Here is a 25,354-nt window from a genome sequence, read left to right as displayed (position 1 = left end):
AACGATCGTGCGGATTGGCAGCCCTTCCGCCGAGGGCGAAAAATTGCATGTATACAAACTAGATCACCAATCCCTGGAGGTGGCAATAGTTGCTTCCCCAAGGTCAAAATCCACCTGCATTTGCACTATCCCGCCGTTGCTGTCGAGAGCAGCCAGAGGCCGAAAACGGTGTAGCCGATCATCAGCACGGTGAGCGGCAACTGGCTGAGCGAGGCGCTGGCCGCATTGGGGTGCATTCGCCAGGCAAACACATGGGCGACGAGCACTGCCAGCACATGCCCGCCGACGATCGCCGTCGCCTGGAGGTTCCACAGCAGCCAAGCCGAATGCGCGCCCATGGCGATGCCGGCCTCCACCGGCATGTGGGCTGTGCCGAGCAGGTTCCAGCCCAAGGCGAACGGATCCGACAGCGCCACCAGCGCGTATTGGCCGTTGACCAGAAGTGCCGTCAGATAGTGCGAGAAGTGATAGGCCAGCGCGATCGGAACGATCGACCAGACGAACAGGCCGGCGGCGTCGGGCAGCGGCGCGGCACTGCGGACCAGCCTTTCGCCCGCGGCGACCGCGAGCAGTCCGACGCCGGCGAGTGCAACGAACATTGCCATCAGGCCGAAGCTGTTGGTGGCGACCAGCGCGGTGCGGCCGGGCAGTTCGAGCGGGTTGATGCCGTTGAGCCCGAGCCAGAAGAACGTCTTCGAAAAGCCGTCAAACGATACCGAAGCGAGGGTCGCGAGCAGGAACAGCGCCCCCGCGGGCGGCAGCGCTTCGGCTTGGTAAAGCTTGGCGCCCGGCCAGCACAGGGCAAGGCGCAGGCGGGACCGATCCTTGCTGGCCTCGACGATGCCGAAGCGGCCGATCATGGCGAAGAAGGCCGAGAGGAATTCGCCCTGACGGCTCCAGCGCTCGAAGCCGAAGGCCAGCATGGCGGTGAATGAAATGATCCAGTAGAGGCCGGCGGCCATGGCGAGGCGTGCCGGATCGTCCGGGGCGGGGTCGATCAGCTCGAACCAGGCGAAGGCGAAGAACAGAATGACTGCGGGCCAGTAGCCGAGCCATTCGGGAAGATGCAGTGGGGTCTTTTGCCGAGCCTTGGCACCCAGCGCTCCTGTGACCAAGCGATAAGGTCCGTACCATGGGTTGAGCCAGGACCAGAGATTGCCGCACAGGCCCTGGGCCAGCGTGAGCCCAACCCAGAGCAGTGTCCAGATCGTCAGGGGCAGCGGGTTGGACAGCGGGTCGCGCGAGCCGATGAAGCCCGCTGTGATCAACGCTGCGAAGACGGCGAAGGCGGCGAGGCTCGCAGGCAACCGTAGATCAGGGATGGAGCCGAGCGGCAGGCGCTTGCGCCAGATGGACACCAGCCGCGCCGGCGGCAGCAGTGCCAGGACCAGAAAACTCGCCGCCACCGCGAACGCTGCGCCGGCTATGTAATGCCCGGTCGGCAACAGCAGCACATGGCCACGGTCGGAGGCATGGGCGAAAGCGGGCGAGGTGTGCGATGCGGCGGCAGCGCATGCGGCGAGCACTGCTGCCGCTTTGCGTTGGATGGTTGTGGCTGTGTTGGTTCCCCGCATCACCTTGCCGGTGTGCCACATGGTCGGGGTCGCGGGAAGGGTGCCCGAGGCAGTGTATGGGATGGTGACAGCGACATTGGCGGTCTGATGGAGCTCTACGAAGAACGTTCAGCGTTGCGATCCTTCGCACCCCCCTCTGGCCTGCCGGCCATCTCCCCCACAAGGGTGGAGATTGGTCGCGTCGCCGGTGGCGCTCATTCCTGCGACGGCGCAAGTCTTAAAAAGCTAGGTCGGTGATTGGCTGCGGGTTAGATGACGGCCTGATCTCCCCCCCCTTGTGGGGGAGATGCCCGGCAGGGCAGAGGGGGGTGGGACGGAGCGCGACTGAAGCGATTGTGGAGTTCCACGGAACCGTGTCCACGCGCCACCCCTAAACCTTCACCAACTGCTCCACCCGGTCCTTCTCGCCGAAGATGCGCAGATAGCGGGCGATTTCTTGTCTGTCGCCGGTGGCCTTGGCGGGGTTGTCGGAGAGCTTGACCGCCGGGCGGCCATTGGCCTCGGTGACCTTGCAGACCAGCGAGATGGCGTTGAGGCGGTTGGTTTCCTTGGGCGCGCAGCCCTCGAAGTCGTTGGTGAGGTTGGTACCCCAGCCGAAGGACATGCGCACCTTGCCCTCGAAGTGGCGGTAGGTCTCGATGATAGTGTCGACGTCGAGGCCGTCGGAGAAGATCAGCAGCTTCGAGCGGGGGTCCTGGCCCTTCTTGCGCCACCAGTCGATGATGCGCTCGCCGCCCTCGATCGGCGGGGCGCTGTCGGGGCGGAAGCCGGTCCAGTCGGCGACCCAGTCGGGCGCGTCGCGCAGGAAGGCCGCCGTGCCGAAGGCATCGGGCAAGACGATCAAAAGGTTGCCGCCATAATAGCGCTGCCAGTCGCGCAGCACATTGTAGGGCGACTGCTTGAGCTCGGCCTCATCGTTGGCAAGTGCGGCATAGACCATCGGCAGCTCATGCGCGTTGGTGCCGAGCGCCTCGAGGTCAGTGTCCATGGCCAGCAGCACGTTGGAGGTGCCGGTAAAGGCCTCGCCGATGCCTTCCTTGAGCGCCTCGACGCACCAGCGCTGCCACAGGAAGGAGTGGCGGCGGCGGGTGCCGAAATCGGAGATCTTGATCTCGGGCAGCATCTTCAGCCGCTCGGTCTTGTCCCACATCTTGGCCTTGGCGCGGGCGTAGAGCACGTCGAGCGCGAAGGGTCCGAAGGCCTTCATCGCCGAGCGCGAGCGCAGCTCGTTGATGATGGCAAGGGCCGGTATTTCCCACATCGAGGTCATCACCCAGGGGCCGGCGAAGGTCAGCTCGTACTGGCCGTCGCGCTTTTCCAGATGGTAGGGGGGCAGCTGGAAGTTCTCGAGCCAGGCCAGGAACTCCGGCTCGAAGATCTGCTTGCGGCCGTAGAAATTGTTACCGCCGAGCCAGATCATCTCCTTCTTGGTGAAGCGCAAGGTGCGGGCATGGTCGAGCTGCTCTCGCAGCTCGCCCTCGTCGATCTCCTCGGCCAGCTTGACCGAGGTGGCGCGGTTGATCAGCGAAAAGGTGGCGTCGACCTTGGGGTGCATGCCCCAGATCATCTGCAGCATCAGGAGCTTGTAGAAATCCGTGTCGAGCAGCGAGCGGACGATCGGATCGAGCTTCCAGGTGTGATTGTACACCCGCCGTGCAATGTCGGTCCTGGCCATGCCGCTTCAGTCCTCCTTGGCGCATCCGCCCGCCGGGCCGGCGCGCGCCGCATTCCTCGTTGACAGCATTGGGATATAGCGCCGGGGCGATCAAGCTCAGGACGCGAAAAAAGCAGCGCTGGACCTATCGTTGCATCGTCCAATCAAGTTTGCCGCTGGAGAGGTTCCGCTTTTCTTCGAATCGCGGAACCTCTCTATCTCTTTGTTTCTACGCAATTCCGGACGGAAAACCGCTGCACACTTCTGCTGGAATTGCTTTTAGCCGGCGGCCGCCGCCTTCTGGCCGCGCCGCTTGCGGATGCTGATCTGGCCGGTGACGGCCTGCTCGGTGCGGGCGGGAAGTTCCTCGCGCTCGGCGAACAGCCAGTCGATGAAGGACTGCACGATGGGTGCTGAGCGCACCTCGTTGCGGCAGACGACATAGAAGGCGTCGACTGCCGGCACCGACAGGTTGAAGGGCGTGACCAACTGGCCGCGGGCGAGCAGGCTCGATGCCGTCACCGTGTCGCCCAGCGCCAGACCATGGCCGTGCACGGCGGCTTCCGTGGTCAGGCTGGCGCCGGCCATGCGATGCTGCTGAACCGGCTTGACGTCGAGCGCGTCGGCTGCAGCAAGCCAGGTGTGCCACTCGCGGCCGTCATCGGCATGGAGCAGCACGTGGTCGGCGAGGTCCCGGACACTGCGGATCGGCCGGTTGTTGATCAAGGTTGGGCTAACGACGGGAAACAGCTCCAGCGTCGACCACTTCTTCAACCAGCAATCGGTCCAGCTGCCGTTGCCGTAGAGGACGCAGACGTCGACGTCGGGCGAATGGATGTCGCGCGGGTCGTTTGAGGCGTTGAGGCTGAGGCTTATGCCGGGATAACGCGTGGTGAAGCCGCCAATGCGCGGCACCAGCCACAGCGACAGCAACGCCGGAACGCAAGAGACTGTGAGCTTGCCCGAACTGGTCGGCCGGGTCATGCGCGCGGTGGCGGACGCAATGCTCTCGAAGGCGCCGGTGACGGCGGGCAGAAGCTCGGCGCCTTGTGGGGTGAGTTTCAGCCGCGAGCCGGCGCGTTCCAAGAGTTTGACCTTGAGCGTCGCCTCGAGCGCTCGGATCTGGTGGCTGATGGCGCCATGGGTAACGTTCAGCTCACCCGCCGCCTTGGTCAGCGAGCCATGGCGGGCGGTCGCCTCGAAGGCGCGCAGCGGGTTGAGCGGAGGCAGGCGGCGGGACATGAAAACTCCGCGCGAGGGATGAGGTATTGTGAGAAAATCTCACAGCGCTAAGCTTAACATTATCAATTGCTATTTCAACGGCGCTGCCGGAAACTCGCTCCACAACAACCAAAAAGCATGCGGGGACACGAGTTATCAGGCCGGACGCCGGGAGCGGGCGGCCGCAGGCGATCGCCCCGCTTTGCCGTCTTGGACCACAGGAGGATAGCATGGGTTTCGACGTCAAAAAGCTCGATGAGCTGCGCAAGAAATATGGCGAAGGCCATGGCGGCGATCTGTTCGACCCGAAGTTCCGCCGCGTCGCCGACAAGATTTTCAACAAGGCCGGCACTCGGCTTGCGCCCTATTCGGGCGTGCCGACCTTCCTGACCGCGCCCTATCTCCAGGTCGACAACGACAACCCTGATTTCGGCGACCTGCAGGTGGCGATGGTCGGCGTGCCGATGGATCTCGGCGTGACCAATCGCCCCGGTTCGCGCTTCGGCCCGCGCGCTCTGCGTACCATCGAGCGCATCGGCCCCTACAACCACGTGCTCGACTGCGCTCCGGTGCAGGAACTGCGCGTGGCCGACATAGGCGACGTGCCGTTCCGCAGCCGCTACCGGCTCGAGCTCAGCCATGAGGACATCGAGCGCCGCATCGGCCAGATCGTCGACGCCGGCGTGGTGCCGCTGTCGGTCGGCGGCGACCACTCGATCACCCATCCGATCCTCAAGGCCGTCGGCAAGAAGCGCCCGGTCGGCATGATCCACATCGACGCCCATTGCGACACCGGCGGCGCCTACGACCTGACCAAGTTCCACCATGGCGGCCCGTTCCGCAACGCCGTGCTCGATGGCGTGCTCGACCCGAGCCGTGTCATCCAGATCGGCATCCGCGGCTCGGCCGAATATCTGTGGGAGTTCTCCTATGAGTCCGGCATGACCATCGTGCATGCCGAGGAGATCACCGGCATGGGCATCCCTGCGGTCATCGAGAAGGCGAAGAAGATCGTCGGCGATGGCCCGACCTATCTCTCCTTCGACATCGACAGCCTCGACCCGTCCTTCGCGCCCGGCACAGGTACGCCAGAGGTCGGCGGTCTGACGACGCGCGAGGTGCTGGAGATCATCCGCGGCCTAAAGGGCCTCAACCTTGTCGGCGGCGACGTCGTCGAGGTCGCGCCGCAATATGATTCGACCACCAACACTGCCCATGCCGGTGCCCAGGTGCTGTTCGAGATCCTCAGCCTGATGCTGTTCAGCCCCTTCGTCACCGGCAAGAAGGACTGACCGGACAGATCAATACTGGCCGCCGACCTGGAAGCGGCGGCCAGGCGGCAACGACCGCAACCGACAACCCAATCAATCCAGAGGGAACCGAAACATGAACATCAAGATCGCACTGCATCAGACAGTTGCCGCCCTCATCGTCGCGGGCGGCGTCACCTTCGGCCTGCAATCCGCCAATGCCGACGCGCTCGAAGACATCGCCAAGGCCGGCCAGATCAATGTCGGCGTCTTCGCCGATTTTCCGCCCTTCTCCTCGGCCAGCGCCGACATGAGCCTGAAGGGCTATGACATGGATGTTGCCCAGGCGATCGCCGACGCGCTCAAGGTCAAGCTCAACCCGGTGCCGGTGACCGGCCAGAACCGCATCCCCTATCTCACCGACAAGCGCGTCGACCTCCTGATGAGCGTCGGCTACTCCAAGGAGCGCGAAGAGGTCATCGATTTCGCCGCGGCCTACGCGCCTTACTACATCGCCGTGATCGGCCCGGCCGAACTCAAGGTGGCGGGCAAGGAAGACCTTGGCGACAAGTCGATCGCCGTCAACCGCGGCACGCTCGAGGACACCTCGCTGACCGAGGCCGCCCCGGCTTCCGCCGACATCAAGCGCTTCGACAACTATAACGCCGTCATCCAGGCCTTCATCTCGGGCCAGACCCAGCTGATGGTGGTGGGCAACGACGTTGGCGCCCAGGTGCTGGCGCGGCAGGAGGCGCTTAAGCCGGAGCAGAAGTTCCAGCTCTTGACCTCGCCGTCGCATATCGGCCTCAACAAGAACGAGGAAGGCCTCAAGAAGGTCATCAACGACACGGTCGCGGCGATGCTGGCCGATGGCCGGTTGTCGACGTCGTCCGAGGCCTGGCTCAAGGTTCCGCTCAACCCCGAGAATCTCAAGGACTGAGCCGTGAGCTACAGCCTCGACTTCGGCTGGCTTGAAGGGGCCGTGGGCGCGATCGCCCGCGGCGCCGCCATGACGGTGTTGCTGATCGTCGTGACGACGATCGCCGGCACGATCATTTCCATCGCTGCCGCCGCCGGTCGTCGCAACGGGCCGAAATGGCTCCAGCGGGCCATCACCTGCTATGTCGAGGTGATCAGGAACACGCCGTTCCTGGTGCAGCTGTTCTTCATCTTCTTCGGCCTGCCGAGCCTCGGCATCCGGCTCGACCCGATCGTCGCCGCCATCCTGGCGATGACGCTCAACATGGCCGCCTACACCACCGAGATCGTCGGCGCCGGCCTCGACGCGGTGCCCAGGGGCCAGCGCGAGGCGGCCGCTGCTTTGGGCTTGCGGCCGCGCCAGGTCTTCGTCAAGATCGTGTTGCCGCAGGCACTGAAGGTCATCTTCCCCGCGCTGACGAGCCAGATCGTGATCATGATGCTCGAGTCTTCGGTCGTGTCGCAGATCGCAGTGAGTGAACTCACCTACGAGGCCGACATGCTGCAGGCGCGGACATTCCGTCCCTTCGAAACCTATTTCGTCGTGGCGATGATCTATCTCGGCTTGTCGATCTTGTTGCGCCGCCTGCTCGTCGGCATAGGGCGCCGCACGCTTTCGGCAGGTGTATCATGATCGAGTTCACCTTCTGGGACATTGCGCGCAACCTGATCTTCGCCACACGCTGGACCGTGTTGCTGTCGATAGCGGCGTTCATCGGCGGCGGCATTGTCGGCGTCGCCATCCTGTTCCTGCGCATCTCCAAGGCCAAATGGGCACGGCGCTTCGCCAGTGGCTATATCGCCTTGTTCCAGGGTACGCCCTTGCTGATGCAGCTGTTCCTGATGTTCTTCGGCCTGCCGATGCTGGGCTTCCGGATCGAGCCATGGACGGCTGCGGTGCTCGGCCTGACCTTCTTTGCCAGCGCCTATCTCGCCGAAATCTGGCGCAGCGGCGTCGATGCCTTGCCGCGCGGCCAGTGGGATGCCGGCGCGAGCCTTGGCCTGCACTACCTGCAGGAACTGCGCCTGATCATCCTGCCGCAGGCCTTCGCCATCACGCGGGCTCCGGTTGTCGGTTTCCTCGTCCAGCTGATCAAGGCAACGGCCCTGACCTCGATCATCGGCTTCGAGGAACTGCTCCGGACCTCGAACGCCATCAACAACGCGACGTTCGAACCCTTCACCGTCTATGGGCTGGTGGCGCTGATCTTCTTCGTGCTGTGCTACCCGCTGACCCAGTATGCCCGTTCATTGGAGGCCCGTGCCGCAGCACACTGAACCGCCCATCACAATAACGACAGGGAACAGCTGGCACAAAGCCAGCGCCAAATGAGGAGAACTGAGATGACCAAGATCCTGAACCACCCGATCAGCCGGCGCGCCGTGCTGGGCGCGGGCGTCGCTTCGGCAAGCCTTCTGGCGATGCCGTCGATCCTCAGAGCCCAGGACAAGTCGATCAAGATCGGCGTCTATGGCGGCTACTTCAAGAAGTCGTTCGACGAGCACATCTTCCCCGAATTCACCAAGGCGACCGGCATCGCGGTGGAATCCGTCGCCGAGCCGACCGGCGAAGCCTGGCTGGTGCAGCTGGAGCAGGCGGCCAAGGCAGGCCAGGCGCCGGCCGACCTGTCGATGATGTCGCAGACCTCGATGCTCAAGGGCCAGTCGACCGAGCTGTGGGCACCGCTCGACCTCGCCAAGATCAAGAACAGCTCGAACCTGATCGAGCATTTCATCAACAAATATCCGGATGGCCGCGTCGCCGGCATCGGTGCTGTTGCCTGGTACATCACGCTGGTCACCAACACCAACGTCTTCCCGACCGCGCCCGACAGCTGGGCGGCGTTCTGGGATCCGGCCAATGCCGACAAGCTCGGCCTGCTGGCGCTCGCCTCCAACTCCTTCCTGCTCGAGGTGACGGCCACCACTTTCATGGGTGGCACCAAGGCGCTCGACACCGAGGAAGGCATCCAGAAGGCGCTGGAGAAGCTCGCCGAGGTCAAGCCGAACGTGCGGTTGTGGTATCGCGACGAGGCGCAGTTCGAACAGGCGCTGAAGTCGGGCGAAATCCCGATGGGCCAGTATTATCACGACGTCACCGGCCTCGCCGCCGCCGAGGGCCAGCCGGTGCGGTCGACTTTCCCGAAGGAAGGCGGTGTCCAGGACTCCGGCTCGTGGGTGCTGTCGCGCGCCTCGAAGAAGACCGAGGAGGCGCATGCCTTCATCGACCATATGTGCCAGCCGGCGGTACAGGCGCTGATGTCGCGCAAGGTCGGCACGGCGCCGACGGTCAAGCGCGAGCTGACCGACTTGACGCCGGAGCAGTTCGCCGGCGTGTCGTCCGACATTCCGCCGATCATCCCGCGCTACGACCTCTACACCACCAAGGCCGACTGGATTAACCAGAAGTGGACCGAACTGATCGTCGGCTGATCTGCCTTTTTCCTTCTCCCCGCTCGCGGGGATAAGGTGGCCCGCAGGGCCGGATGAGGGGCAGAGCCGCCGTGGCAAGGCTCGCACCGCCCCTCATCTGTCTGCCGGCATCTTCTCCCCCGTGAACGGGGAGAAGCAACGGTTTCCGCAACGCCGCTCCAACATTTCAAGGCCCCCTCATGTCCGGACTCGTGCTTAAGGACATCACCAAGTCATTCGGCAACTTCACGGCTGTCGATACGGCCAACCTGTCGGTGCCGCATGGCAAGTTCGTCTGCCTGCTCGGCCCGTCCGGCTGCGGCAAGACGACGCTTCTGCGCATGATCGCCGGCCTCGAGGATCCCTCGAGCGGCGCGATCCTGCTCGACGGAACCGACATCACGCCGGTGCCGACGCACAAGCGCAATCTCGGCATGGTGTTCCAGTCGCTGGCGTTGTTTCCGCATCTGACCGTCGGCGACAACATCGCCTATCCCTTGCGTATTCGCGGGGCGTCACGCGAAGAGCAGAAGAAGCGCTCCGACGAGCTGTTGAAGCTCATTCATCTGCCCGGTTTCGCCGAACGTCCCGTCGCCAAGCTGTCGGGCGGCCAGCGCCAGCGTGTTGCCATTGCCCGCGCGCTGGCACTGTCGCCGAAGCTGTTCCTGCTCGACGAGCCGCTGTCGGCGCTCGATGCCAAGCTGCGCGAGGCGATGCAGGTCGAACTGCGCCAGCTGCAGCAGCGCTTGGGCATCACCACCTTCGTTGTCACCCACGACCAGCGCGAGGCGATGACCATGGCCGACCTCGTCGTCGTCATGGGCAACGGCAAGATCCTGCAGGCCGCACCGCCGATCGAGATCTACCGCAAGCCGGCCGATGCCTTCGTCGCCGACTTCATCGGCATGACCAACCTGCTCGATGCGGAAGTTGATCGCGCCGGCCGGGTCTCGGTGCTTGGTCAGGCCATCGCAGGCCTCACGATGCCTGAGGGCCTGACCAAAGCCTCGGTATCGATCCGCCCCGAGGACGTGCATCTCGGCTCCGTCGGCGGCGACGCCATATCAGGCACGGTGACCTTCGTCCGCGATCTCGGCGGCACCATCGAGACCTTCGTCGAAACAGGCGGCAAGACAATCATCGCAGTGGCGACGCCGCGCGAGCGGCCCGACGTCAAGGCGGGCCAGCAGGTCGGCGTGACATTGCCGGCGCAGTCTTGCGTGGTGCTGAAATCATGAAACGCGAGGCGCCGAAATCGCTTGCCGATTACAGCCCGCTGTTCTTTCCCGGGCTGATGCTGATCGTCTTTTTCGTCGTGCCGTTCTCGACGATGATCGCCGTCAGCTTCTTCCAGCGCGATCCCTCCGGCTTCTATACGCCGGATTTCGTCTTCTCCAACTATGCCCGCTTCCTCAGCCTGTTCTTCGGCAAGGTGCTGGGCTTTTCCTTGGTGCTGGCGGTGATGGTGGCGATCTGCTGCCTGGTCATCGCCTTTCCCTTCACCTATCTGCTCACCAAGCGGCCGCGAAAGGTGCAGACGGTCTGGCTGGTCTGCCTGCTGTCGGTACTGTCGCTGTCGGAAGTCATCATCGGCTTTGCCTGGTCGACGCTGTTTACACGGACCGCCGGCATTACCAATCTGTTCGTGGCGATCGGCTTGATGAAGGAGCCGGTGGCGCTGACGCCGAGCTTCTGGGCGGTGCTGACCGGCATGGTCTATCAGGCGCTGCCTTATACGATCCTGGTGCTCTACCCTGCCTTGGTCCGCCTCGACCCGACCTTGCTGGAGGCGGCCCGCACGCTCGGCGCCTCGCCGGTCAGGGCGTTCATGAATGTCGTGGTGCCGGCGCTGCGCAACACCATCGTCGCCACGCTGATCATGGTCTTCGTCTTCGCGCTCGGCTCCTATCTGCTGCCGCAGATCCTTGGCCGGCCGTCGCACTGGACGCTGTCCGTGCTGATCACCGAACAGGCCATCTATCAGTCCAACATGCCGTTCGCTGCAGCGATGGCGGTGTTCCTGGTGCTGATGTCGCTGGCGCTTGTCGGCTTGACGCTGCTCGTCGGACGCAGGGAGAACGCGCTGTGAGACAGACATTCCTTCGCCGGCTCTATTTCGTCGCCGTCGCCCTGTTCCTGGCAGCGCCCCTAGTCGTCGTCGCGGGCGTATCGGTCAACGAAAAGCAGGACCTGGCGTTTCCGCCGAAAGGCTTTTCGCTGGCCTGGTATGCCCAGATCTTCATGGACCCGGAATGGCGCAAGGCGTTGATCGCTTCGCTGTCACTGGCGGTGACGGCGGCAGCACTGGCCGTCGCCATCGCCTTGCCGCTGGCCTGGTTCCTGTGGCGGCGCATCGCGCCCTGGGCAAACGTGTTCCAGATCCTCGGACTGGCACCGTTCATTCTGCCGCCTGTCATCACCGCATTGGGCATGCTGACCTTCTGGGCGACGACCGGTTTCTATGGCCAGCCATGGACGGCAGTGATCAGCCACGCGATCTTCTTTGTCACCCTGCCGCTGGTGACGCTGTCGCTCGGCTTCGCCTCCATTGACCGTTCGCTGGTCGAGGCGGCGGCGACGATGGGAGCCGACGACCGCACGGTGCTGAAGACGGTGGTGCTGCCGCTGATCCGGCCCTACCTCGTCTCGGGCTACGCCTTCGCCTTCGTGCTGTCGCTCAACGAGTACATCGTTGCCTACATGACCATCGGCTTCACGCTGGAAACACTGCCGATCAAGATCTTCAACGCCCTGCGCTACGGCTATACGCCGACGATGGCCTCGGTGTCGGTGTTCTTCGTCGCGGTGGCGGCACTGGTGTTCGGCTTGATCGCCAAATTTGGCGACATCAGGCGGCTCTTGGGCGCGATGTCCTCGGAGACCTGAGGCGTCAGCGACAAGTCGGGCGGCACCTTCGAACGGTGTCGCCTGAGTGACAATTGTCAGCCGCCTGGTTGTCGCGCTCGGTGGCTGCCGCTCCTAGCATCGCAATCATGCCGACCAAAACCCGGCGGCCATGCGGGAGCGAAGCGCCATGTGCGGATTTGTGTGCCTCTGGAACCTCGATGACGAGGCCCTGGCCACGCGGATGATCCGCAAGATGGAGCACCGCGGCCCCGACGCGCTGGAGGTGCTGCGGCCGACGAACATTCCCGTCGTCATGGCGCATGCAAGGCTTGCCATCATTGGCCCCGACAACGGCGCCCAGCCGATCTACCAGGGCGACAACATCCTGGTCGTCAACGGCGAGATCTACAACCACGCCGACCTGCGCGCGATCCTCGGCGAGAGCGCCTTCCAGACCCGCAGCGACAGCGAGACGGTGCTGCATCTCTTCCGCAGGAATGCGTTGCGCTGGGTGTCGCGGCTCGACGGCATGTTCGCCTTCGTGCTGGCAACGCCGGATCGCATCATTGCCGCGCGCGACCCGCTCGGCATCAAGCCGCTCTATGTCGCCCATATCGGCGAGGGGCTGGCGTTTGCATCCGAGCTCAAGGCCTTCGACGGCGTAGATGTCGCAAAGATCAAAGCGCTCGAACCTGGCGCCATGTACGACAGCCAGGCCGGCATGCGTCGCTGGTACCGCATGCCGCAAGGTGCGGCCGAGCCGGAGCCCGGTATCGACGAGGAGCTGACCTGGCGCGAGCTCAGGCTGGTGCTGGAAGAGGCGGTGGCCAAGTGGATGGTCGCCGACGTCGAGGTCGGGTCGTTCCTGTCGGGCGGGCTGGACAGCTCGATCATCGCGGCAATCGCCGCAAGGCAGTCGCCGAAGCGGCTGAAGACATTTTCCGTCGGCCTCGCCGGCAGCCCCGATCTGATCGCGGCGCGGCGGGTCGCCGGTTATCTCGGCACCGAGCATTTCGAGCACGCTTTTACGCCCGAAGAGGTCGCCCGCGTGCTGCCGCATGTCATCTATCATCTCGAAAGTGCTGATATCGACCTGGTGCGTTCGGCGGTGCCGACGCATTTCGCCGCCAGGCTGGCGCGGCGGCACGTCAAGGCGGTGCTGACCGGCGAAGTCGCCGACGAGCTGTTTGCCGGCTACACCTATCACCACGCCTATGTCGACCGGCCGCGCGAGCTGGCCGACGAACTGACGCGCTCGCTGGGCACGATGCACAACATCAATCTGCAGCGCGTCGACCGCGTCACCATGGCCGAGAGCCTGGAGGCGCGCACGCCGTTCCTCGACCGCGAGCTGATCGATTTCGCCCAGAGCATTCCGGCGACGCTGAAGCTCAGGCGCACCGATCCGGCTTCACTCGAAAGCACTGGACCGACGACGGAGAAGTGGATCCTGCGCAAGGCCTGCGCCGACATGCTGCCGCATGACCTCGTTTGGCGCAAGAAGGCGCAGTTCGACGAGGGGTCGGGAGCTGTGACGGCACTTGGCGAGGCGCTGCAGGCAATGACCGGCTCGGCCACGCCGCTCGACCGCGCCGCCGAGGGCGCGGTCTATGAGAGCCTTCTGCGGCAGAGCTACAGCGACCCCGACCGCATCATCAATGCGGCTGGCAAATGGGTCGCCAACCGGGTATCGGTGGCGGTTGCCTAGACGGGTGCTGCGACGCCCGTCAGATCACCGGCTTGTGCATCAGGCCGAGATGGTCGCGCCGGAGCCAGCGCCACAACAGCAGCACCGACACCACGGCGAGCCCGGAGAACAGGCCGATCCAGATGCCGCGGCCCTCGAAGCCGAAGTGGAAGGCAAGCAGCACGCCAAGCGGCAGGCCGATGCCCCAATAGCCGATCGCAGCGAGGATCATCGGCACCTTCGTATCCTGCAGCCCGCGCAGTTGGCCTGCCGATACCGCCTGGGCGCCGTCGACGACCTGGAACAGTGCCGCGAAGACCAGGAAGCTGACGGCGAGGCCGACCACCTGCGCGTTGGCCGGGTCGCCGACGTCGATGAAGGCCGAGATCAGCAAATGCGGCCAGAACACCATCACCAGCGCCATCAGCGCCATGAAGCCGACGCCAAGCACATAGGCCGTCCAGCCGGCACGCGTGATGCCGTCGCGGTCCCTGGCGCCGTAAGCCAGCCCGACGCGCACGGTGACCGCCTGGCCGAGACCGAGCGGGATCATGAAGGTGACCGAACAGATCTGCAGCGCGATGGCGTGTGCTGCGAGCGAGGACGAGCTGATAAGCCCCATCAGGAATGCCGCGGCGTTGAAGATCGTCACCTCGAAGGCAAGGATGCCGGAGATCGGCAAGCCGAGCTTGAGCAGCGCCCTGAAGCGCGGCCAGTCGGCGCGCCAGAAGCGACCGAACAGGTGGTAGCGGCGGAACTTCTTCTCCATCATGACGACGGCCGCCATGCCGACGAACATCATGCCGCTGGCGATGCTGGTGGCAAGGCCGGAGCCGGCGATGCCCATCTCGGGGAAGCCCCATTTGCCGAACACCAGAAGCCAGTTGCCAAGCGCGTTGGCCGCCACCGCGATCGCCATGATGACCAGCGCCCAGCCAGGCCGCTCCAGCGCCGAGATGAACGAGCGCAGCACGATGTAGCCGAAGAACGGCAAGGCCGCCCATTGCAGGTGATGGACGTAGATACCGGCCTGCTCGGCGAGTATGGGCTCCTGGCCCATGGCCAGAAGTATCTCCTCGGCGTACCACAACAGGGCCCAGATCGGGATCGAGATGAGGACGGCGAGCCACATGCCCTGGCGCACGGTGCGGCGGACGTCGCGCACCGAATGGCGCTTGCGGCCAAGCTCGGCCGCCATCATCGGCGAGGTCGCATACATCAGGCCGAGGCCGAAGATCAGTGGTGCGAAATAGAGGTTGGAGCCGAGCGCGCCGGCGGCCAGCGCATCGGGACCCAGCCGGCCGAGGATCATCACGTCGGTCGCCGTCATCGCCGTCTGGGCGAGATTGGTGAGGATCATCGGCCAGGCAAGCGCCAGCATGGCGCGAAGTTCGTCGCGCCAAGGAGTGGCCGGTGATTGCGCGCCGGTTGCGATCGCAGACATGGTTTTTCGTCTTTCGGTGGCGATATCGCGGCTCATTTGGCGTCGATATCGCGAGTTTTGACGACGGAATCCGCCCTTTTGGCGCGTCGTGGCGCCGTTTGTGACCGAAAGTGCCAGACGTGGCAAGCTGTCACGAAGACCAAGGATTATGCCAGCAGGGGTGGGCAGGCTGTGCTGTCAGTCGCCTGTCGCATCCGTCGGGCAATTGAGTTCGGCCATGATCCATTCGCGGAAAGCCCGGATCTTGGGCACGTTGCGGCGTCCCTCGGGATAGACCAGCCAGTAGTCGCCGCCATGGGCGGTGAGCTCGAACGGCTGGATCAGCCGGCCCTCGGCCAGTTCCGCGGTGAACAGCGCCGTGGTCAGGACCGTCACGCCCTGGCCGGCTATGGCGGCATTGGCCTCGGCGGCCTGCGAACCCAGGCTGGTATCGGGCATCCTGTCGAGTGCGTCCGCAGGCACATTGGCCTTTGCGAACCAGTCCTTCCACCAGATGTCGGCGGGGTTGAGGATCCTGAGCTTGAGCAGGTCAGCCGGCTCCTTGATCCCGCCGATGCTTTCGGCAAGGCGCGGGCTGAGCATGGGCGAAAATTGCGAGCGCAGCAAAAAATGGGTGGCAAGCCCGGGCCATTTGCCTGAGCCGGAGCGGATGCCGATATCCATCTCTTCGCGCGAGAAATCGACGAGGTAGCTCGAGGTGTCGAGGCGGACGGCGATGTTGGGGTGGCGCAGCTGGAACGAGCCGATGCGGGGGGCCAGCCAGTTCGACGCGAAGGTGTGGACCGTCGAAATGCCGAGCGTGCCGCCGGAGCCGGCGCGCGCCACCTGATAGGCCTCGCTCAACAGCCCAAATGCCTCTGTCACCATGGGCACCATGCGGCTGCCGACCTCGGTCAGCACCACCTGGCGCGGTTTGCGCAGGAACAGCGGTGCGCCGACGCGCTCCTCGAGCAGCTTGATCTGGTAGCTGACGGCGGCCTGGGTCATGCCGAGCTCGGCCGCAGCCTTGGTGAAACTGCCCTGGCGGGCAGCGGCTTCGAACACCCTGATCGCGGTCAAAGGCGGCAATTGAAGCGGCATTTCCCGCCCTCCCATACATAAGGCCATTTAATGGGTCGTGATCGACGTTCAATTGGAAAAGTCAATCATTCCAGACCACTATCTAGGTCAAGACATCAGCACATTTCAAGCATCTCTAAAGGATGACGATCATGGCCACGGCACAGGCAAGCCTTTTCCATTGCGAGCAGATCGGCTGGACCGCACGTCTGGCTGCAGCCTTCGGACTGCGTTCGCGCAAACGCGTGCTGGACTTCCGCGACCTGCCTGACCATCTCCAGCGCGACGTCGGCTACATCGACGGCAAGGACCCTTGCGGCCGGCGGGTTTGAGCCTCCGCACGCGCATGTGTTCCCCGCTGTCATATCTACGGTTCATTTCCGCCGCCAAAGCTCCTATGAGCAATGGGGTGAACAGGGACCGGTCATATGACGCCGAAGGCAGTGTATTGGGACATGGACGGCACGCTGATCGACAGCGAGCCGCTGCACGAGGAATCGCTTGTTTCGGCGCTGCGCAGCGTCGGCATCGAGCCGCCGGCCGACCTGCACGCGCGTGTCGTCGGCCAGGCGGCGCGGCCGGTCTATGAGGTGCTGCGCGACCAGTTCGGCCTCGCCCTCGACTTCGACGACTGGATTGCCCTCAAATACGATCACTATATGGGCCGCGCGCCGGACCTGCTTCCGCGCGAGGGCGCGATGGAGATTTTTCGCGACCTGAAGGCAAGGGGTGTGGTCCAGGCGATCGTCTCCAATTCAGACCGCATGGTGGTCGAGGCCAATTTGCAGGCTGTCGGCGTGCACGAGCCGACGATGAAGACGATCAGCCGCAACGACGTGCGTCTCGGCAAGCCCGATCCCGAACCCTATCTGCGCGCCGCTTATCTCACCGGCATCGACCCGGCCGAAACGGCTGTCATGGAAGACAGCGTCACCGGCGCCATGGCCGGCGTCGCCGCCGGCATGCGCACAATCTTCTGGCCTCAGGACAGGATCGACGGCCCGGCCGGCGCGCTGGTGGCGCACAGCGCCAAAGAGGTCAGGGCGCTGCTCGGACTGAATTAGCTGCAAATCTGGATGGACCTTTGGGCGCCGCGGACATACGCGTTGCCGGGCCTCTCAGTTCCGGTACACCGGTTCCTGCTCGTCGAGGATCGCCTTGAGTTCGGCGAGGTGGCGCTCGGCCTGGCCGGGATAGTCTTCCTGCTCGAGCGCTGCCTTTTCGGCGATCTCATCGGATAGCGTGCGCAGCGGCCGTCCGGTCCACAGAGCCTTGATGTAAGTTTCGCAGGCGCGCTCGAAATAATAGAGCCGGTTGAAGGTGTCGGCGACGCTGTCGCCGATGACCATGACGCCGTGATTGCCCATGATCATCACCTTGACCTTCGGGTCGGCGAGCAGCTGGGAGCAGCGTTCGCCCTCTTCCTCGAAGGCAAGCCCGCCATAGTGGCCGTCGACGACATGACGGCGGAAGAAGATCGCCGTGTTCTGGTCGATCGGCGGCAAGGTCGAGTCGGCGAGCGACGCCAGCACCGTGGCGTGGATCGAATGGACATGCATGACGCAGCGCGCGTGCGCGCAGTTGCGATGGACCGCGCCATGCAGGCCCCATGCTGTCGGGTCGGGCGCGTTGGGGCCTGACATCGTCTCGGGGTCGTTGGCGTCGATCAACAGAAGGTCGCTCGCCTTGATTCGCGAGAAATGCACCTGGTTGGGGTTCATCAGGAACTTCGAGCCCTCGTCATTGACGGCAAGCGAGAAGTGGTTGGCCACCGCTTCGTGCATATTGAGCCGCGCCGTCCAGCGGAAGGCGCAGGCGAGGTCGATGCGCTCTTCGTAGAAGGGCAGATTGGTCTGCTTGAGCTGGGTGACGGTCATTTCTTCCTCCCTCGCATTTGGCTGAGAGGAAGAATGCCGCGTCAGGTCAGCCGCGGCAACATCGGCTCAGGCTGATTTCAGCTGGTCCAGCCGGAGTCCGCCATTCTCGACGATGAAGTCGATGACCGCGTCCAGCCCCTTGCCACGCGACAGGTCGGTAAAGCCGAAGGGACGCTTGCCGCGCTGTCGGGCGGCGTCGCCTTCCATGACCTCGAGATTGACGTTCACATAAGGCGCAAGGTCGCACTTGTTGATGACCAGGAAGTCCGAGCGGGTGATGCCTGGGCCGCCCTTGCGCGGGATCTCTTCGCCCTGGCAGACCGAGATGACGTAGAGCGTGATGTCGGCGAGGTCGGGCGAGAAGGTGGCTGCCAGATTGTCGCCGCCCGACTCGATGAAGACGATGTCGAGGTCGGGGAATTTCCGGTTCATCACGGCGATCGCCTGGAGGTTGATCGAGGCGTCCTCGCGGATGGCGGTGTGCGGGCAGCCGCCGGTCTCGACGCCCATGATGCGCTCTTCAGGCAGCGCCTGCAGGCGGGCGAGCAGCAGTGCGTCTTCCTTGGTGTAGATGTCGTTGGTGACGACCGCGATGGAAAACTCGTCGCGCAGCGCCTTGCACAGCTTCTCGGTCAGCGTCGTCTTGCCCGAGCCGACCGGGCCGCCAATGCCGATACGAAGCGGGCCGTTTTTCGAGGTCATGACTGGAATCCGTTGAAGGCGAGGATGACGAAACCCGTGCCGATGACGAGGCACAGTGGCGAATAATACTGCCTGTCGAGCCGAGCGAACGGCATCTCGGGCGAGAGCCTGCGCCATGCCGGCGTGAAGCCGGCAATGCCACGGCCGATAAACACCAGCGCGACCATCAGCGCCGACGCTGCAAGGCCAGGCTTGGGAAAGGGCGTGGCGAAGACGCCGACAAGCGCCAGCGGCCACAGCGTCGCCACGATGAGACAAGCGGTGACGGCGAAGCAGGCAAAGGGCGTGGGCATGGTCCCGATGCCGCGAGCCCCGACGACAGCGCGGGCGCAGGAGGCCTGGTCCGTACCGGGCCAGACGCCGCCGAGGCCCCAATAGGCGTGGATTGCGGCGATCAGATAGAGCACGAAGGCCAGGGCGAAGGCGAGAACGATCATGAGCGGAACAGTCTCGAATGTTGGGTCTCGTGGCGCATCGCCATGATGTCGGAGGTTAGGGCGGCGGACCCCAGATCGTCGAGGGTCGTTACTGCCGCACGTGCGCCCACACGGAGCGCCACAGGCTCGAAGCCGGCAATGATGCTGGTTGCAGCCGTCTGGCCAATGACGCTTAGCCGGATTGCCGCCTGAAGGAGGTTGGTGGAGAAAGCCTGCAGCCAGGCGGCCAGCGCATCTTCCAGCGTTATGCCATGGGCGCCGGCGACGGCGCCGACGGCGACGCAATAGGGGCACTCGGCCGGAAGCCGCGCGACGACAGGATGCGGCCAAGCAGCGGCGGCGCTGAGGAAGGCCTCGCCCTGCAGCATCGATTCCATGTGGCGCTCGCGCGAGCCGGCCAATGCTTCGGCGAGTTCCGCCACCTCGCGCAGGTCGCCGTCGGCAGCGGCGCGGCGCCAGCTTTCTGCGAACAGCACCGCGTCGTTCCAGCCCGAGCCGATCTCGGCGAGCGCAGTCAGCCATGCAGCGAGGTCGTCGCGGCTGCCGATCAGATTATCATGTGCGGCCCGTTCGAGGCCGTGGCTGTAGGAAAATCCGCCGACCGGGAAGGTCGGCGACAGCCAGGCCATCAGCCGCAACAGCGAGGCATTGCCGCGCTCAGTCATGGTGGTGATGATGGTGGCCGCCATGGTCGTGGTGATGAGCATGATCATGCTCGTGGTGGTCATGACCATGATTGTGGCCGCGTTCGTGATGATGGGCGTGACCGTGGGAATGACCATGATCATGCGCGTGGCTGTGATCGTTGCCATGGCCGGAATAGGCGCCGCGCACAGGCTCGAAGGGGGCCACGATGTCGATCACCTCGGCACCCAGACCCTCCAACATCGCCTTGATGACATGGTCGCGCAGGATGAGGATGCGATCGGCCGATATGGCAGCAGCGAGATGGCGGTTGCCGATGTGCCAGGCGAGCTGCGTCAGGTGGACGGCGTCGCGGGCGCGGATGTCGTAGAGCTCTTCCGCTGCGGCGACGATGCCGGCCGTGCGGCCGTCTTCAAGGAGCAGCAGGTCGCCGGTTTCGAGCACGACGGGCTCGGGCAGGTCGACAAGCACGCGTTCGCCCTGAGACAGCGCGATGGCGCGGCGCCTGATGTGGCGCTCGTCGTGGGCGAGGACGGCGACGTCGAAGGGCTGCGCGCCGGTGGCGGCATCGGCATCGGTGATCTTGGTTGCGCGCAGCATGAGGCGTTTGTTCCTGTGGCGTGATGGTGGAGCGCCGGTCGTTCAGACGATGGTGTCGAACAGCCGCCAGATCCACGATATCTGATACAGCAAAGTGGCTGTCACGAAAGCCAGATGATATCGCCTGCCCGCGGTGGCGATGGCGATGAGGCAAAGTGCCACCAGGAGCGGCGTGCGGATCAGATACTCGCCGCCGAAATGGGCAAAATGTGCCTCGCCCTTGATCAATGTGTCGACGATGTCGAGCAGGTAAGTCAGGGCAAGCAGCCCGAAGAACCAGGCGCGGCGCGAATAGAAGAAATCCTCGTAGCTTTTGTAGTCCTGCATCGAATCGGGGAAGAGAAGCGCGCAGAGCAGGAACAGCGCAATCGCATAGCCGAGGATGAACAGATAGGTGCCGAAGGTCCAGTTCGGCACGGCGTAGAGGCCGAATTCCCACCACCAGAAATGCACCAGCGTCAGAAGCAGCGACGCCACCCAGGCGAGGTGCACCGGATAGAGCTTGTACTGGTCGGGATGCTGCACGATGCGGGCGACGCCCGACAGCAGCCGCGCCATGCCCAGGCCGATGATCATGCCCATGACGATGCGGATATGCGGGAAAACCTCGGCCGTGGTTTCGGGCGTCATGGGACGCTCCTGGGGTGGTCGGATGCAGGCATTGTCGAGTCCGGGAAGGTTCTTGCGGCGAGGGTTGGGGGACATCGTGCGCCGAAACGGCTTTCGCGCCAATAGACGTTGCCGTGAGCACGCCGTGTGCCGGGCACAAAAAACCCCGGCGCGCTGTCGCGGCCAGGGTTTCCCATCAGGCAAAGACGGTGAAGCTTATGCGGCTTCGGCGATATCGTCGTTCTTGAGCGCTTCAAGAATGTTCTGCGGCGAGGAGACACCATAGGGGTCGCTGTCGCAGTTGTCGGAGAAGCCTTCTTCCTCGAACCACTTTTCGATGCGGCCGTTGTTGACGACGGCGGCGTAGCGCCAGGAGCGCATGCCGAAGCCGACATTGTCCTTGGCGACCAGCATTCCCATTTTGCGGGTGAACTCGCCCGAGCCATCGGGGATCAGCTTGACCTTGTCGAGGTTCTGCGACTTGCCCCAGGCGTTCATGACGAAGGCGTCGTTGACCGAGACGCAGTAGATCTCGTCGATGCCTTCGGCCTGGAATTCGCCATGCAGCTTCTCGAAGTCGGGCAGCTGGTAGGTCGAGCAGGTCGGCGTGAAGGCGCCCGGCAGCGAGAACAGCACGACGCGCTTGCCGCCGAAATAGTCGGCCGAGGACTTGTCTTCCCAACGGAAGGGGTTCGGGCCGCCGACGGCCTCGTCGCGCACGCGCGTGCGGAAGGTGACAGCAGGAACTTTCTTGCCGATCATTTGAAACTCCATTTCCAAGATAGCGGGACCCCCGATCTTGGGCTCGGGGAATCCTGCCGAATTTTTAGCTAGCGCGAGCTCAATACCAACTGGCCGGAGGCGGTTCCAGCGCAACCGACGTGGCATCAGGTCGCGGGCGATTCCCCAGCAGCAGACGCGGTCAAGGAAGGTGGATCGTGGCGTCCATATAGATCACCGCCTGGCCGGTCAGATAGACCCGGTCGGCCGCGACTTCGCAGCCGAGAACGCCACCCCGTGCCGACAGCTGGCGTGCTGAAAGGATGGTCCTGCCGAGCTTTTCAGCCCAGTAGGGGGCAAGCGTGGCATGCGTCGAGCCGGTAACCGGATCCTCCGGGATTCCGGCGCCGGGGGCGAAGTAGCGCGAGACGAAGTCGCAATCATTGCCGCGCGCCGTGATGCACAGGCCGAACGATCCGAGTTCGGCGATGCGCGGCAGGTCGGGTCGGTAGGCAAGCAGCGCAGCCTCGGAGGTCAGCTCGACGAAGTAGTTCTCGCGGTTGCGAAGCAACTGCACCCAGCGGTCATCGCGCAGGCCGTTGACCAGCGCATCGCCTGATATGGCGAAGTCGGGATCGAAGCGCGGTATGTCCATGCGATAGCCGCCGCCCTGTGGCGTGACGAGCAGGTCGCCGACCTCGCGGGTGGAGAAACGCATGGTGCGCTCGACGCCCTTGCGCCGGTGCAGCGCGCAGGCCGATGCCAGCGTGGCATGGCCGCAGAACGGCACCTCGGCCGTGGGCGTAAACCAGCGGATGTCCCAGCCGTCGTGACCGGGCTTCAGGAAGGCGGTCTCGGCGAGGTTGTTCTCCAGCGCGATGCTCTGGAGAAGCTGGTCGGGCAGCCAGTCCTCGAGCAACACCACGGCCGCCGAATTGCCGGAGAAGACCTTGTCGGTGAAGGCGTCCACCTGGATCATTTCGAGCTTCATCGCGGCCTCTCCTTGCGTGGCCTGAGGCTAGAACAGGAAGTAGCGCTGCGCCATGGGCAGTACCGTCGCCGGCTCGCATGTGAGCAGCTCGCCGTCGGCGCGGACCTCGTAGGTCTCGGGATCGACCTCGATCTCCGGCATGGCGTCGTTGAGGATCATCGAGCGCTTGCCGATGCCGCTGCGGGTGTTTTCGACCGCCACCATCTCTTTCGCCACGCCGATGCGCTCGCGCAGGCCGCCTTCCAGCCCGGCCTTGGAGACGAAGGTGATCGAGCTTTGGGTCAGCGCCTTGCCATAGGCGCCGAACATCGGCCTGAAATGGCTCGGCTGCGGCGTCGGGATCGAGCCGTTGGGGTCGCCCATCGGCGCGGTGGCGATCCAGCCGCCGAGCAGGACCATATCGGGCTTCACGCCGAAGAAGGCCGGATTCCACAAGACGAGATCGGCGCGCTTGCCGACCTCGATCGAGCCGATCTCGCGCGACATGCCATGCGCGATAGCCGGATTGATGGTGTATTTGGCGATGTAGCGGCGGGCACGGAAATTGTCGTTGTTGCCTTTTTCCCCGGGCAGCGATCCGCGCTGGCGCTTCATCTTGTCGGCGGTCTGCCAGGTCCGGATGATCATCTCGCCGACGCGGCCCATGGCCTGGCTGTCCGACGAAATCACCGAGAACGCGCCGAGGTCGTGCAGGATGTCTTCCGCCGCGATGGTCTCCTTGCGGATGCGGCTTTCGGCGAAGGCGATGTCTTCGGGGATCGACGGCGACAAATGATGGCAGACCATCAGCATGTCGAGATGCTCTGATATGGTGTTGACCGTGTAGGGTCGCGTCGGGTTGGTCGAGGCCGGGATGACGTTCGGGTACTGGCAGACCTTGATGATGTCGGGCGCGTGGCCGCCGCCGGCACCTTCGGTGTGGAAAGAGTGGATGGTGCGGCCCTTGAAGGCGCCGACGGTGTCCTCGACGAATCCGCCTTCGTTGAGCGTGTCGGTGTGGATCGTCACTTGGACGTCATAGGCGTCGGCGACAGACAGGCAGGTGTCGATGGCCGCCGGCGTTGTGCCCCAGTCTTCGTGCAGCTTGAGCCCGCAGGCGCCGGCCAGCACCATCTCTTCCAGCGCGCCCGGCAGCGAGGCGTTGCCCTTGCCGAAGACACCGATATTCATCGGCAGGCCGTCGAAGGCCTGGATGATGCGGGCGATGTTCCACGGTCCCGGCGAACAGGTGGTGGCGAGGGTGCCATGCGCCGGGCCGGTGCCGCCGCCGACCATGCAGGTGACGCCGGAGTTCAGTGCCTCGTCGACCTGCTGCGGCGAGATGAAATGGATGTGGGTGTCGATGCCGCCGGCGGTCAGGATCTTGCCTTCGCCGGCGATGACTTCGGTGCCCGGTCCGATGATGATGGTGACGCCGGGCTGGGTGTCGGGGTTGCCTGATTTGCCGATGGCGGCGATGCGGCCGCCCCTGAGGCCGACATCGGCCTTGTAGATGCCGGCGTGGTCGAGGATCAGGGCATTGGTGATGACGCAGTCGACGGCACCCTGGGCGCGGCTCAGCTGGCTCTGGCCCATGCCGTCGCGGATGACCTTGCCGCCGCCGAACTTCACTTCCTCGCCATAACAGGTGAAGTCATTCTCGACCTCGATGAACAGCTCGGTATCGGCGAGCCGGACCTTGTCGCCGACGGTCGGGCCGAACATCTTGGCATAGGAGGCGCGGGAGATTTGTGCCGGCATCAGAGTTTACCCATCACCTTCTTCTGGAAACCATAGACCTCGCGCTTGCCGCCATAAGGCACCAGCGTGACGTCGCGCTCCTGGCCGGGTTCGAAGCGCACGGCGGTGCCGGCGGCAATGTCGAGCCGCATGCCGCGCGCTTTCTCGCGGTCGAATTTCAGGCCGTTGTTGGTCTCGTAGAAATGGAAATGGCTGCCGACCTGGATCGGCCGGTCGCCCGTATTGGCGACCTTGAGTGTTACCGTCGGCTGCCCCTTGTTGAGCTCGATCGAGCCTTCGGCCGTAATGATTTCACCGGGGATCATGCTCTTATGCTCCTAGCGCCAGCCACAAGCCGCCGAGGGCCGTGGCACCGCCGGCGATGCGGGTGACGAGGCGGCCGGTGTCGCCGCCGAAGGCGCGGCCGATGCCGAGGCCGAGACCGACGCCAGTCGCATGCAGCAGTGCCGTCGACAGCGCAAAGCCGATGCCGAAGCTCAGCGCGCCGGCCGAGCCGAGTTCGCCGCCATGGGCATGGCCATGGAAGAAGGCGAAGACGCCGACCATCAACATGCCGGCCCAGGTCGGCACCTTGAGCGCGATCGCGGCAAGCAGGCCGATCACCACGACGGATGCGAGGATGACCGGTTCGACGAAGGGCAGGGGCGCTCCGGCCATGGCAGCCGCGAAGCCCACAGCCATGGTGCCGACGAAGGCCGCGGGCACCAGCCACAAAGCGCGTCCGCCGAGCAGCGCAGCCCACAGGCCGACCGCCACCATGGCGAGGATATGGTCCATGCCGAACAGCGGATGCGACACGCCGGCAAGCAGCGAGCCGTGCTCCTCCGGGTCGAGATGAGCGAAGGCGGGTGCGACCGACAAAGACATCAAGGAGAGGGCGGCGGCGAGACGCTTGAGCATCGTTGAT

General features: G+C 64.4%; 27 protein-coding genes. 11 read left to right on the top strand and 16 right to left on the bottom strand.

What is annotated here, in order from left to right; translation table 11 throughout:
* Nucleotides 1-125 precede the first annotated feature (125 nt).
* The 3 genes from SLT36_RS01895 to gcvA all read right to left on the bottom strand — a co-directional run bounded on the left by SLT36_RS01895 (nucleotide 126) and on the right by gcvA (nucleotide 4,470).
* A complete protein-coding gene (locus tag SLT36_RS01895) occupies nucleotides 126-1,574 on the bottom strand; it encodes a hypothetical protein (protein WP_432285574.1) in 1,449 nt (482 codons plus the stop codon).
* 370 nt (nucleotides 1,575-1,944) lie between these two features.
* Nucleotides 1,945-3,249, bottom strand: coding sequence for a nicotinate phosphoribosyltransferase (pncB, locus tag SLT36_RS01890; protein ID WP_432285573.1), 1,305 nt, complete (start codon nucleotides 3,247-3,249; stop codon nucleotides 1,945-1,947).
* A 258-nt stretch (nucleotides 3,250-3,507) separates the two neighbouring features.
* Nucleotides 3,508-4,470, bottom strand: coding sequence for a transcriptional regulator GcvA (gcvA, locus tag SLT36_RS01885; protein ID WP_067955218.1), 963 nt, complete (start codon nucleotides 4,468-4,470; stop codon nucleotides 3,508-3,510).
* Between the two features lie 209 nt (nucleotides 4,471-4,679).
* Here gcvA and speB point away from each other — a divergent pair, with 209 nt between their 5' ends.
* The 9 genes from speB to asnB all read left to right on the top strand — a co-directional run bounded on the left by speB (nucleotide 4,680) and on the right by asnB (nucleotide 13,644).
* Nucleotides 4,680-5,741 (top strand): agmatinase, encoded by a 1,062-nt coding sequence (gene speB, locus SLT36_RS01880; RefSeq protein WP_432285571.1) that lies wholly within the window; start codon nucleotides 4,680-4,682, stop codon nucleotides 5,739-5,741.
* A gap of 94 nt (nucleotides 5,742-5,835) precedes the next feature.
* Nucleotides 5,836-6,639 (top strand): transporter substrate-binding domain-containing protein, encoded by an 804-nt coding sequence (locus SLT36_RS01875; protein ID WP_432285569.1) that lies wholly within the window; start codon nucleotides 5,836-5,838, stop codon nucleotides 6,637-6,639.
* Between the two features lie 3 nt (nucleotides 6,640-6,642).
* The gene (locus tag SLT36_RS01870) at nucleotides 6,643-7,311 is read left to right on the top strand and encodes an amino acid ABC transporter permease (protein WP_432285568.1); all 669 of its coding nucleotides are present in this window, start codon (nucleotides 6,643-6,645) and stop codon (nucleotides 7,309-7,311) included.
* Nucleotides 7,308-7,955: an amino acid ABC transporter permease gene (locus SLT36_RS01865; protein ID WP_432285567.1), complete on the top strand. Its 648-nt coding sequence runs from the start codon at nucleotides 7,308-7,310 to the stop codon at nucleotides 7,953-7,955. Before SLT36_RS01870 ends, SLT36_RS01865 begins: the two co-directional genes overlap by 4 nt.
* Before the next feature lie 66 nt (nucleotides 7,956-8,021).
* On the top strand, nucleotides 8,022-9,110 hold the full coding sequence (locus tag SLT36_RS01860) for an ABC transporter substrate-binding protein (RefSeq protein ID WP_432285566.1): 1,089 nt from the start codon (nucleotides 8,022-8,024) through the stop codon (nucleotides 9,108-9,110).
* A gap of 179 nt (nucleotides 9,111-9,289) precedes the next feature.
* Nucleotides 9,290-10,327 (top strand): ABC transporter ATP-binding protein, encoded by a 1,038-nt coding sequence (locus SLT36_RS01855; RefSeq protein WP_432285565.1) that lies wholly within the window; start codon nucleotides 9,290-9,292, stop codon nucleotides 10,325-10,327.
* Complete coding sequence (locus SLT36_RS01850; protein ID WP_432285564.1) at nucleotides 10,324-11,178, top strand: ABC transporter permease; 855 nt, start codon at nucleotides 10,324-10,326, stop codon at nucleotides 11,176-11,178. The genes SLT36_RS01855 and SLT36_RS01850 overlap by 4 nt, the downstream gene beginning before the upstream one ends.
* The gene (locus SLT36_RS01845) at nucleotides 11,175-11,975 is read left to right on the top strand and encodes an ABC transporter permease (RefSeq protein ID WP_432285563.1); all 801 of its coding nucleotides are present in this window, start codon (nucleotides 11,175-11,177) and stop codon (nucleotides 11,973-11,975) included. The genes SLT36_RS01850 and SLT36_RS01845 overlap by 4 nt, the downstream gene beginning before the upstream one ends.
* A 148-nt stretch (nucleotides 11,976-12,123) precedes the next feature.
* Nucleotides 12,124-13,644, top strand: coding sequence for an asparagine synthase (glutamine-hydrolyzing) (gene asnB, locus SLT36_RS01840; protein ID WP_432285562.1), 1,521 nt, complete (start codon nucleotides 12,124-12,126; stop codon nucleotides 13,642-13,644).
* A gap of 19 nt (nucleotides 13,645-13,663) precedes the next feature.
* Here the strand turns inward: asnB and SLT36_RS01835 are convergent, their stop codons facing one another.
* Both SLT36_RS01835 and SLT36_RS01830 read right to left on the bottom strand, forming a co-directional pair.
* Nucleotides 13,664-15,067, bottom strand: coding sequence for an MATE family efflux transporter (locus SLT36_RS01835; RefSeq protein ID WP_432285561.1), 1,404 nt, complete (start codon nucleotides 15,065-15,067; stop codon nucleotides 13,664-13,666).
* A 177-nt stretch (nucleotides 15,068-15,244) separates the two neighbouring features.
* Nucleotides 15,245-16,147, bottom strand: coding sequence for a LysR substrate-binding domain-containing protein (locus tag SLT36_RS01830; RefSeq protein WP_154385753.1), 903 nt, complete (start codon nucleotides 16,145-16,147; stop codon nucleotides 15,245-15,247).
* Nucleotides 16,148-16,278: 131 nt separating this feature from the next.
* Here SLT36_RS01830 and SLT36_RS01825 point away from each other — a divergent pair, with 131 nt between their 5' ends.
* Together SLT36_RS01825 and SLT36_RS01820 are read left to right on the top strand one after the other, a co-directional pair.
* On the top strand, nucleotides 16,279-16,458 hold the full coding sequence (locus tag SLT36_RS01825; RefSeq protein WP_067965807.1) for a hypothetical protein: 180 nt from the start codon (nucleotides 16,279-16,281) through the stop codon (nucleotides 16,456-16,458).
* Nucleotides 16,459-16,554: 96 nt separating this feature from the next.
* Complete coding sequence (locus SLT36_RS01820; RefSeq protein WP_432285560.1) at nucleotides 16,555-17,190, top strand: HAD family hydrolase; 636 nt, start codon at nucleotides 16,555-16,557, stop codon at nucleotides 17,188-17,190.
* A gap of 54 nt (nucleotides 17,191-17,244) precedes the next feature.
* Here the strand turns inward: SLT36_RS01820 and SLT36_RS01815 are convergent, their stop codons facing one another.
* The 11 genes from SLT36_RS01815 to SLT36_RS01765 all read right to left on the bottom strand — a co-directional run bounded on the left by SLT36_RS01815 (nucleotide 17,245) and on the right by SLT36_RS01765 (nucleotide 25,347).
* On the bottom strand, nucleotides 17,245-18,003 hold the full coding sequence (locus SLT36_RS01815; protein ID WP_432285559.1) for a class II aldolase and adducin N-terminal domain-containing protein: 759 nt from the start codon (nucleotides 18,001-18,003) through the stop codon (nucleotides 17,245-17,247).
* 66 nt (nucleotides 18,004-18,069) lie between these two features.
* Complete coding sequence (gene ureG, locus SLT36_RS01810; protein ID WP_432285558.1) at nucleotides 18,070-18,705, bottom strand: urease accessory protein UreG; 636 nt, start codon at nucleotides 18,703-18,705, stop codon at nucleotides 18,070-18,072.
* On the bottom strand, nucleotides 18,702-19,142 hold the full coding sequence (locus SLT36_RS01805) for a DUF3995 domain-containing protein (RefSeq protein ID WP_432285557.1): 441 nt from the start codon (nucleotides 19,140-19,142) through the stop codon (nucleotides 18,702-18,704). Before SLT36_RS01805 ends, ureG begins: the two co-directional genes overlap by 4 nt.
* The gene (locus SLT36_RS01800) at nucleotides 19,139-19,849 is read right to left on the bottom strand and encodes an urease accessory protein UreF (protein WP_432285556.1); all 711 of its coding nucleotides are present in this window, start codon (nucleotides 19,847-19,849) and stop codon (nucleotides 19,139-19,141) included. The genes SLT36_RS01805 and SLT36_RS01800 overlap by 4 nt, the downstream gene beginning before the upstream one ends.
* The gene (locus SLT36_RS01795) at nucleotides 19,800-20,387 is read right to left on the bottom strand and encodes an urease accessory protein UreE (RefSeq protein WP_432285555.1); all 588 of its coding nucleotides are present in this window, start codon (nucleotides 20,385-20,387) and stop codon (nucleotides 19,800-19,802) included. Before SLT36_RS01795 ends, SLT36_RS01800 begins: the two co-directional genes overlap by 50 nt.
* A gap of 42 nt (nucleotides 20,388-20,429) precedes the next feature.
* Nucleotides 20,430-21,017 carry a hypothetical protein gene (locus SLT36_RS01790; protein ID WP_432285554.1) on the bottom strand — a complete coding sequence of 196 codons (588 nt, stop codon included), beginning with the start codon at nucleotides 21,015-21,017 and terminating at the stop codon, nucleotides 20,430-20,432.
* 195 nt (nucleotides 21,018-21,212) lie between these two features.
* The gene (locus SLT36_RS01785; RefSeq protein ID WP_432285553.1) at nucleotides 21,213-21,758 is read right to left on the bottom strand and encodes a peroxiredoxin; all 546 of its coding nucleotides are present in this window, start codon (nucleotides 21,756-21,758) and stop codon (nucleotides 21,213-21,215) included.
* 160 nt (nucleotides 21,759-21,918) lie between these two features.
* Nucleotides 21,919-22,707: a PhzF family phenazine biosynthesis protein gene (locus tag SLT36_RS01780; protein WP_432285552.1), complete on the bottom strand. Its 789-nt coding sequence runs from the start codon at nucleotides 22,705-22,707 to the stop codon at nucleotides 21,919-21,921.
* Nucleotides 22,708-22,734: 27 nt separating this feature from the next.
* The gene (ureC, locus tag SLT36_RS01775; protein WP_432285551.1) at nucleotides 22,735-24,447 is read right to left on the bottom strand and encodes an urease subunit alpha; all 1,713 of its coding nucleotides are present in this window, start codon (nucleotides 24,445-24,447) and stop codon (nucleotides 22,735-22,737) included.
* A complete protein-coding gene (locus SLT36_RS01770; protein WP_432285550.1) occupies nucleotides 24,447-24,752 on the bottom strand; it encodes an urease subunit beta in 306 nt (101 codons plus the stop codon). Before SLT36_RS01770 ends, ureC begins: the two co-directional genes overlap by 1 nt.
* 4 nt (nucleotides 24,753-24,756) lie before the next feature.
* On the bottom strand, nucleotides 24,757-25,347 hold the full coding sequence (locus SLT36_RS01765) for a HupE/UreJ family protein (RefSeq protein ID WP_432285549.1): 591 nt from the start codon (nucleotides 25,345-25,347) through the stop codon (nucleotides 24,757-24,759).
* Nucleotides 25,348-25,354 lie beyond the last annotated feature (7 nt).

Source organism: Aminobacter sp. BA135 (genome assembly GCF_050859125.1).
In the GTDB taxonomy this organism is placed as follows: domain Bacteria; phylum Pseudomonadota; class Alphaproteobacteria; order Rhizobiales; family Rhizobiaceae; genus Aminobacter; species Aminobacter ciceronei.
Note: the sequence above shows the minus strand (reverse complement) of the source record. Positions and strands in the feature narration are given on the sequence as shown.

What these genes read in the sequence shown, in the direction of transcription:
- speB (WP_432285571.1), top strand. Translation starts at nt 4,680, where the DNA reads ATGGGTTTCGACGTCAAAAAGCTCGATGAGCTGCGCAAGAAATATGGC.
- SLT36_RS01770 (WP_432285550.1), bottom strand. Translation starts at nt 24,752, where the DNA reads ATGATCCCCGGTGAAATCATTACGGCCGAAGGCTCGATCGAGCTCAAC.
- SLT36_RS01765 (WP_432285549.1), bottom strand. Translation starts at nt 25,347, where the DNA reads ATGCTCAAGCGTCTCGCCGCCGCCCTCTCCTTGATGTCTTTGTCGGTC.
- SLT36_RS01895 (WP_432285574.1), bottom strand. Translation starts at nt 1,574, where the DNA reads ATGCGGGGAACCAACACAGCCACAACCATCCAACGCAAAGCGGCAGCA.
- SLT36_RS01830 (WP_154385753.1), bottom strand. Translation starts at nt 16,147, where the DNA reads ATGCCGCTTCAATTGCCGCCTTTGACCGCGATCAGGGTGTTCGAAGCC.
- SLT36_RS01825 (WP_067965807.1), top strand. Translation starts at nt 16,279, where the DNA reads ATGGCCACGGCACAGGCAAGCCTTTTCCATTGCGAGCAGATCGGCTGG.
- SLT36_RS01835 (WP_432285561.1), bottom strand. Translation starts at nt 15,067, where the DNA reads ATGTCTGCGATCGCAACCGGCGCGCAATCACCGGCCACTCCTTGGCGC.
- SLT36_RS01815 (WP_432285559.1), bottom strand. Translation starts at nt 18,003, where the DNA reads ATGACCGTCACCCAGCTCAAGCAGACCAATCTGCCCTTCTACGAAGAG.
- ureG (WP_432285558.1), bottom strand. Translation starts at nt 18,705, where the DNA reads ATGACCTCGAAAAACGGCCCGCTTCGTATCGGCATTGGCGGCCCGGTC.
- ureC (WP_432285551.1), bottom strand. Translation starts at nt 24,447, where the DNA reads ATGCCGGCACAAATCTCCCGCGCCTCCTATGCCAAGATGTTCGGCCCG.
- SLT36_RS01795 (WP_432285555.1), bottom strand. Translation starts at nt 20,387, where the DNA reads ATGCTGCGCGCAACCAAGATCACCGATGCCGATGCCGCCACCGGCGCG.
- SLT36_RS01850 (WP_432285564.1), top strand. Translation starts at nt 10,324, where the DNA reads ATGAAACGCGAGGCGCCGAAATCGCTTGCCGATTACAGCCCGCTGTTC.
- SLT36_RS01800 (WP_432285556.1), bottom strand. Translation starts at nt 19,849, where the DNA reads ATGCTCATCACCACGACCATGGCGGCCACCATCATCACCACCATGACT.
- SLT36_RS01790 (WP_432285554.1), bottom strand. Translation starts at nt 21,017, where the DNA reads ATGACGCCCGAAACCACGGCCGAGGTTTTCCCGCATATCCGCATCGTC.
- SLT36_RS01865 (WP_432285567.1), top strand. Translation starts at nt 7,308, where the DNA reads ATGATCGAGTTCACCTTCTGGGACATTGCGCGCAACCTGATCTTCGCC.
- SLT36_RS01860 (WP_432285566.1), top strand. Translation starts at nt 8,022, where the DNA reads ATGACCAAGATCCTGAACCACCCGATCAGCCGGCGCGCCGTGCTGGGC.
- gcvA (WP_067955218.1), bottom strand. Translation starts at nt 4,470, where the DNA reads ATGTCCCGCCGCCTGCCTCCGCTCAACCCGCTGCGCGCCTTCGAGGCG.
- SLT36_RS01780 (WP_432285552.1), bottom strand. Translation starts at nt 22,707, where the DNA reads ATGAAGCTCGAAATGATCCAGGTGGACGCCTTCACCGACAAGGTCTTC.
- SLT36_RS01855 (WP_432285565.1), top strand. Translation starts at nt 9,290, where the DNA reads ATGTCCGGACTCGTGCTTAAGGACATCACCAAGTCATTCGGCAACTTC.
- asnB (WP_432285562.1), top strand. Translation starts at nt 12,124, where the DNA reads ATGTGCGGATTTGTGTGCCTCTGGAACCTCGATGACGAGGCCCTGGCC.
- SLT36_RS01820 (WP_432285560.1), top strand. Translation starts at nt 16,555, where the DNA reads ATGACGCCGAAGGCAGTGTATTGGGACATGGACGGCACGCTGATCGAC.
- SLT36_RS01785 (WP_432285553.1), bottom strand. Translation starts at nt 21,758, where the DNA reads ATGATCGGCAAGAAAGTTCCTGCTGTCACCTTCCGCACGCGCGTGCGC.
- SLT36_RS01805 (WP_432285557.1), bottom strand. Translation starts at nt 19,142, where the DNA reads ATGATCGTTCTCGCCTTCGCCCTGGCCTTCGTGCTCTATCTGATCGCC.
- SLT36_RS01875 (WP_432285569.1), top strand. Translation starts at nt 5,836, where the DNA reads ATGAACATCAAGATCGCACTGCATCAGACAGTTGCCGCCCTCATCGTC.
- pncB (WP_432285573.1), bottom strand. Translation starts at nt 3,249, where the DNA reads ATGGCCAGGACCGACATTGCACGGCGGGTGTACAATCACACCTGGAAG.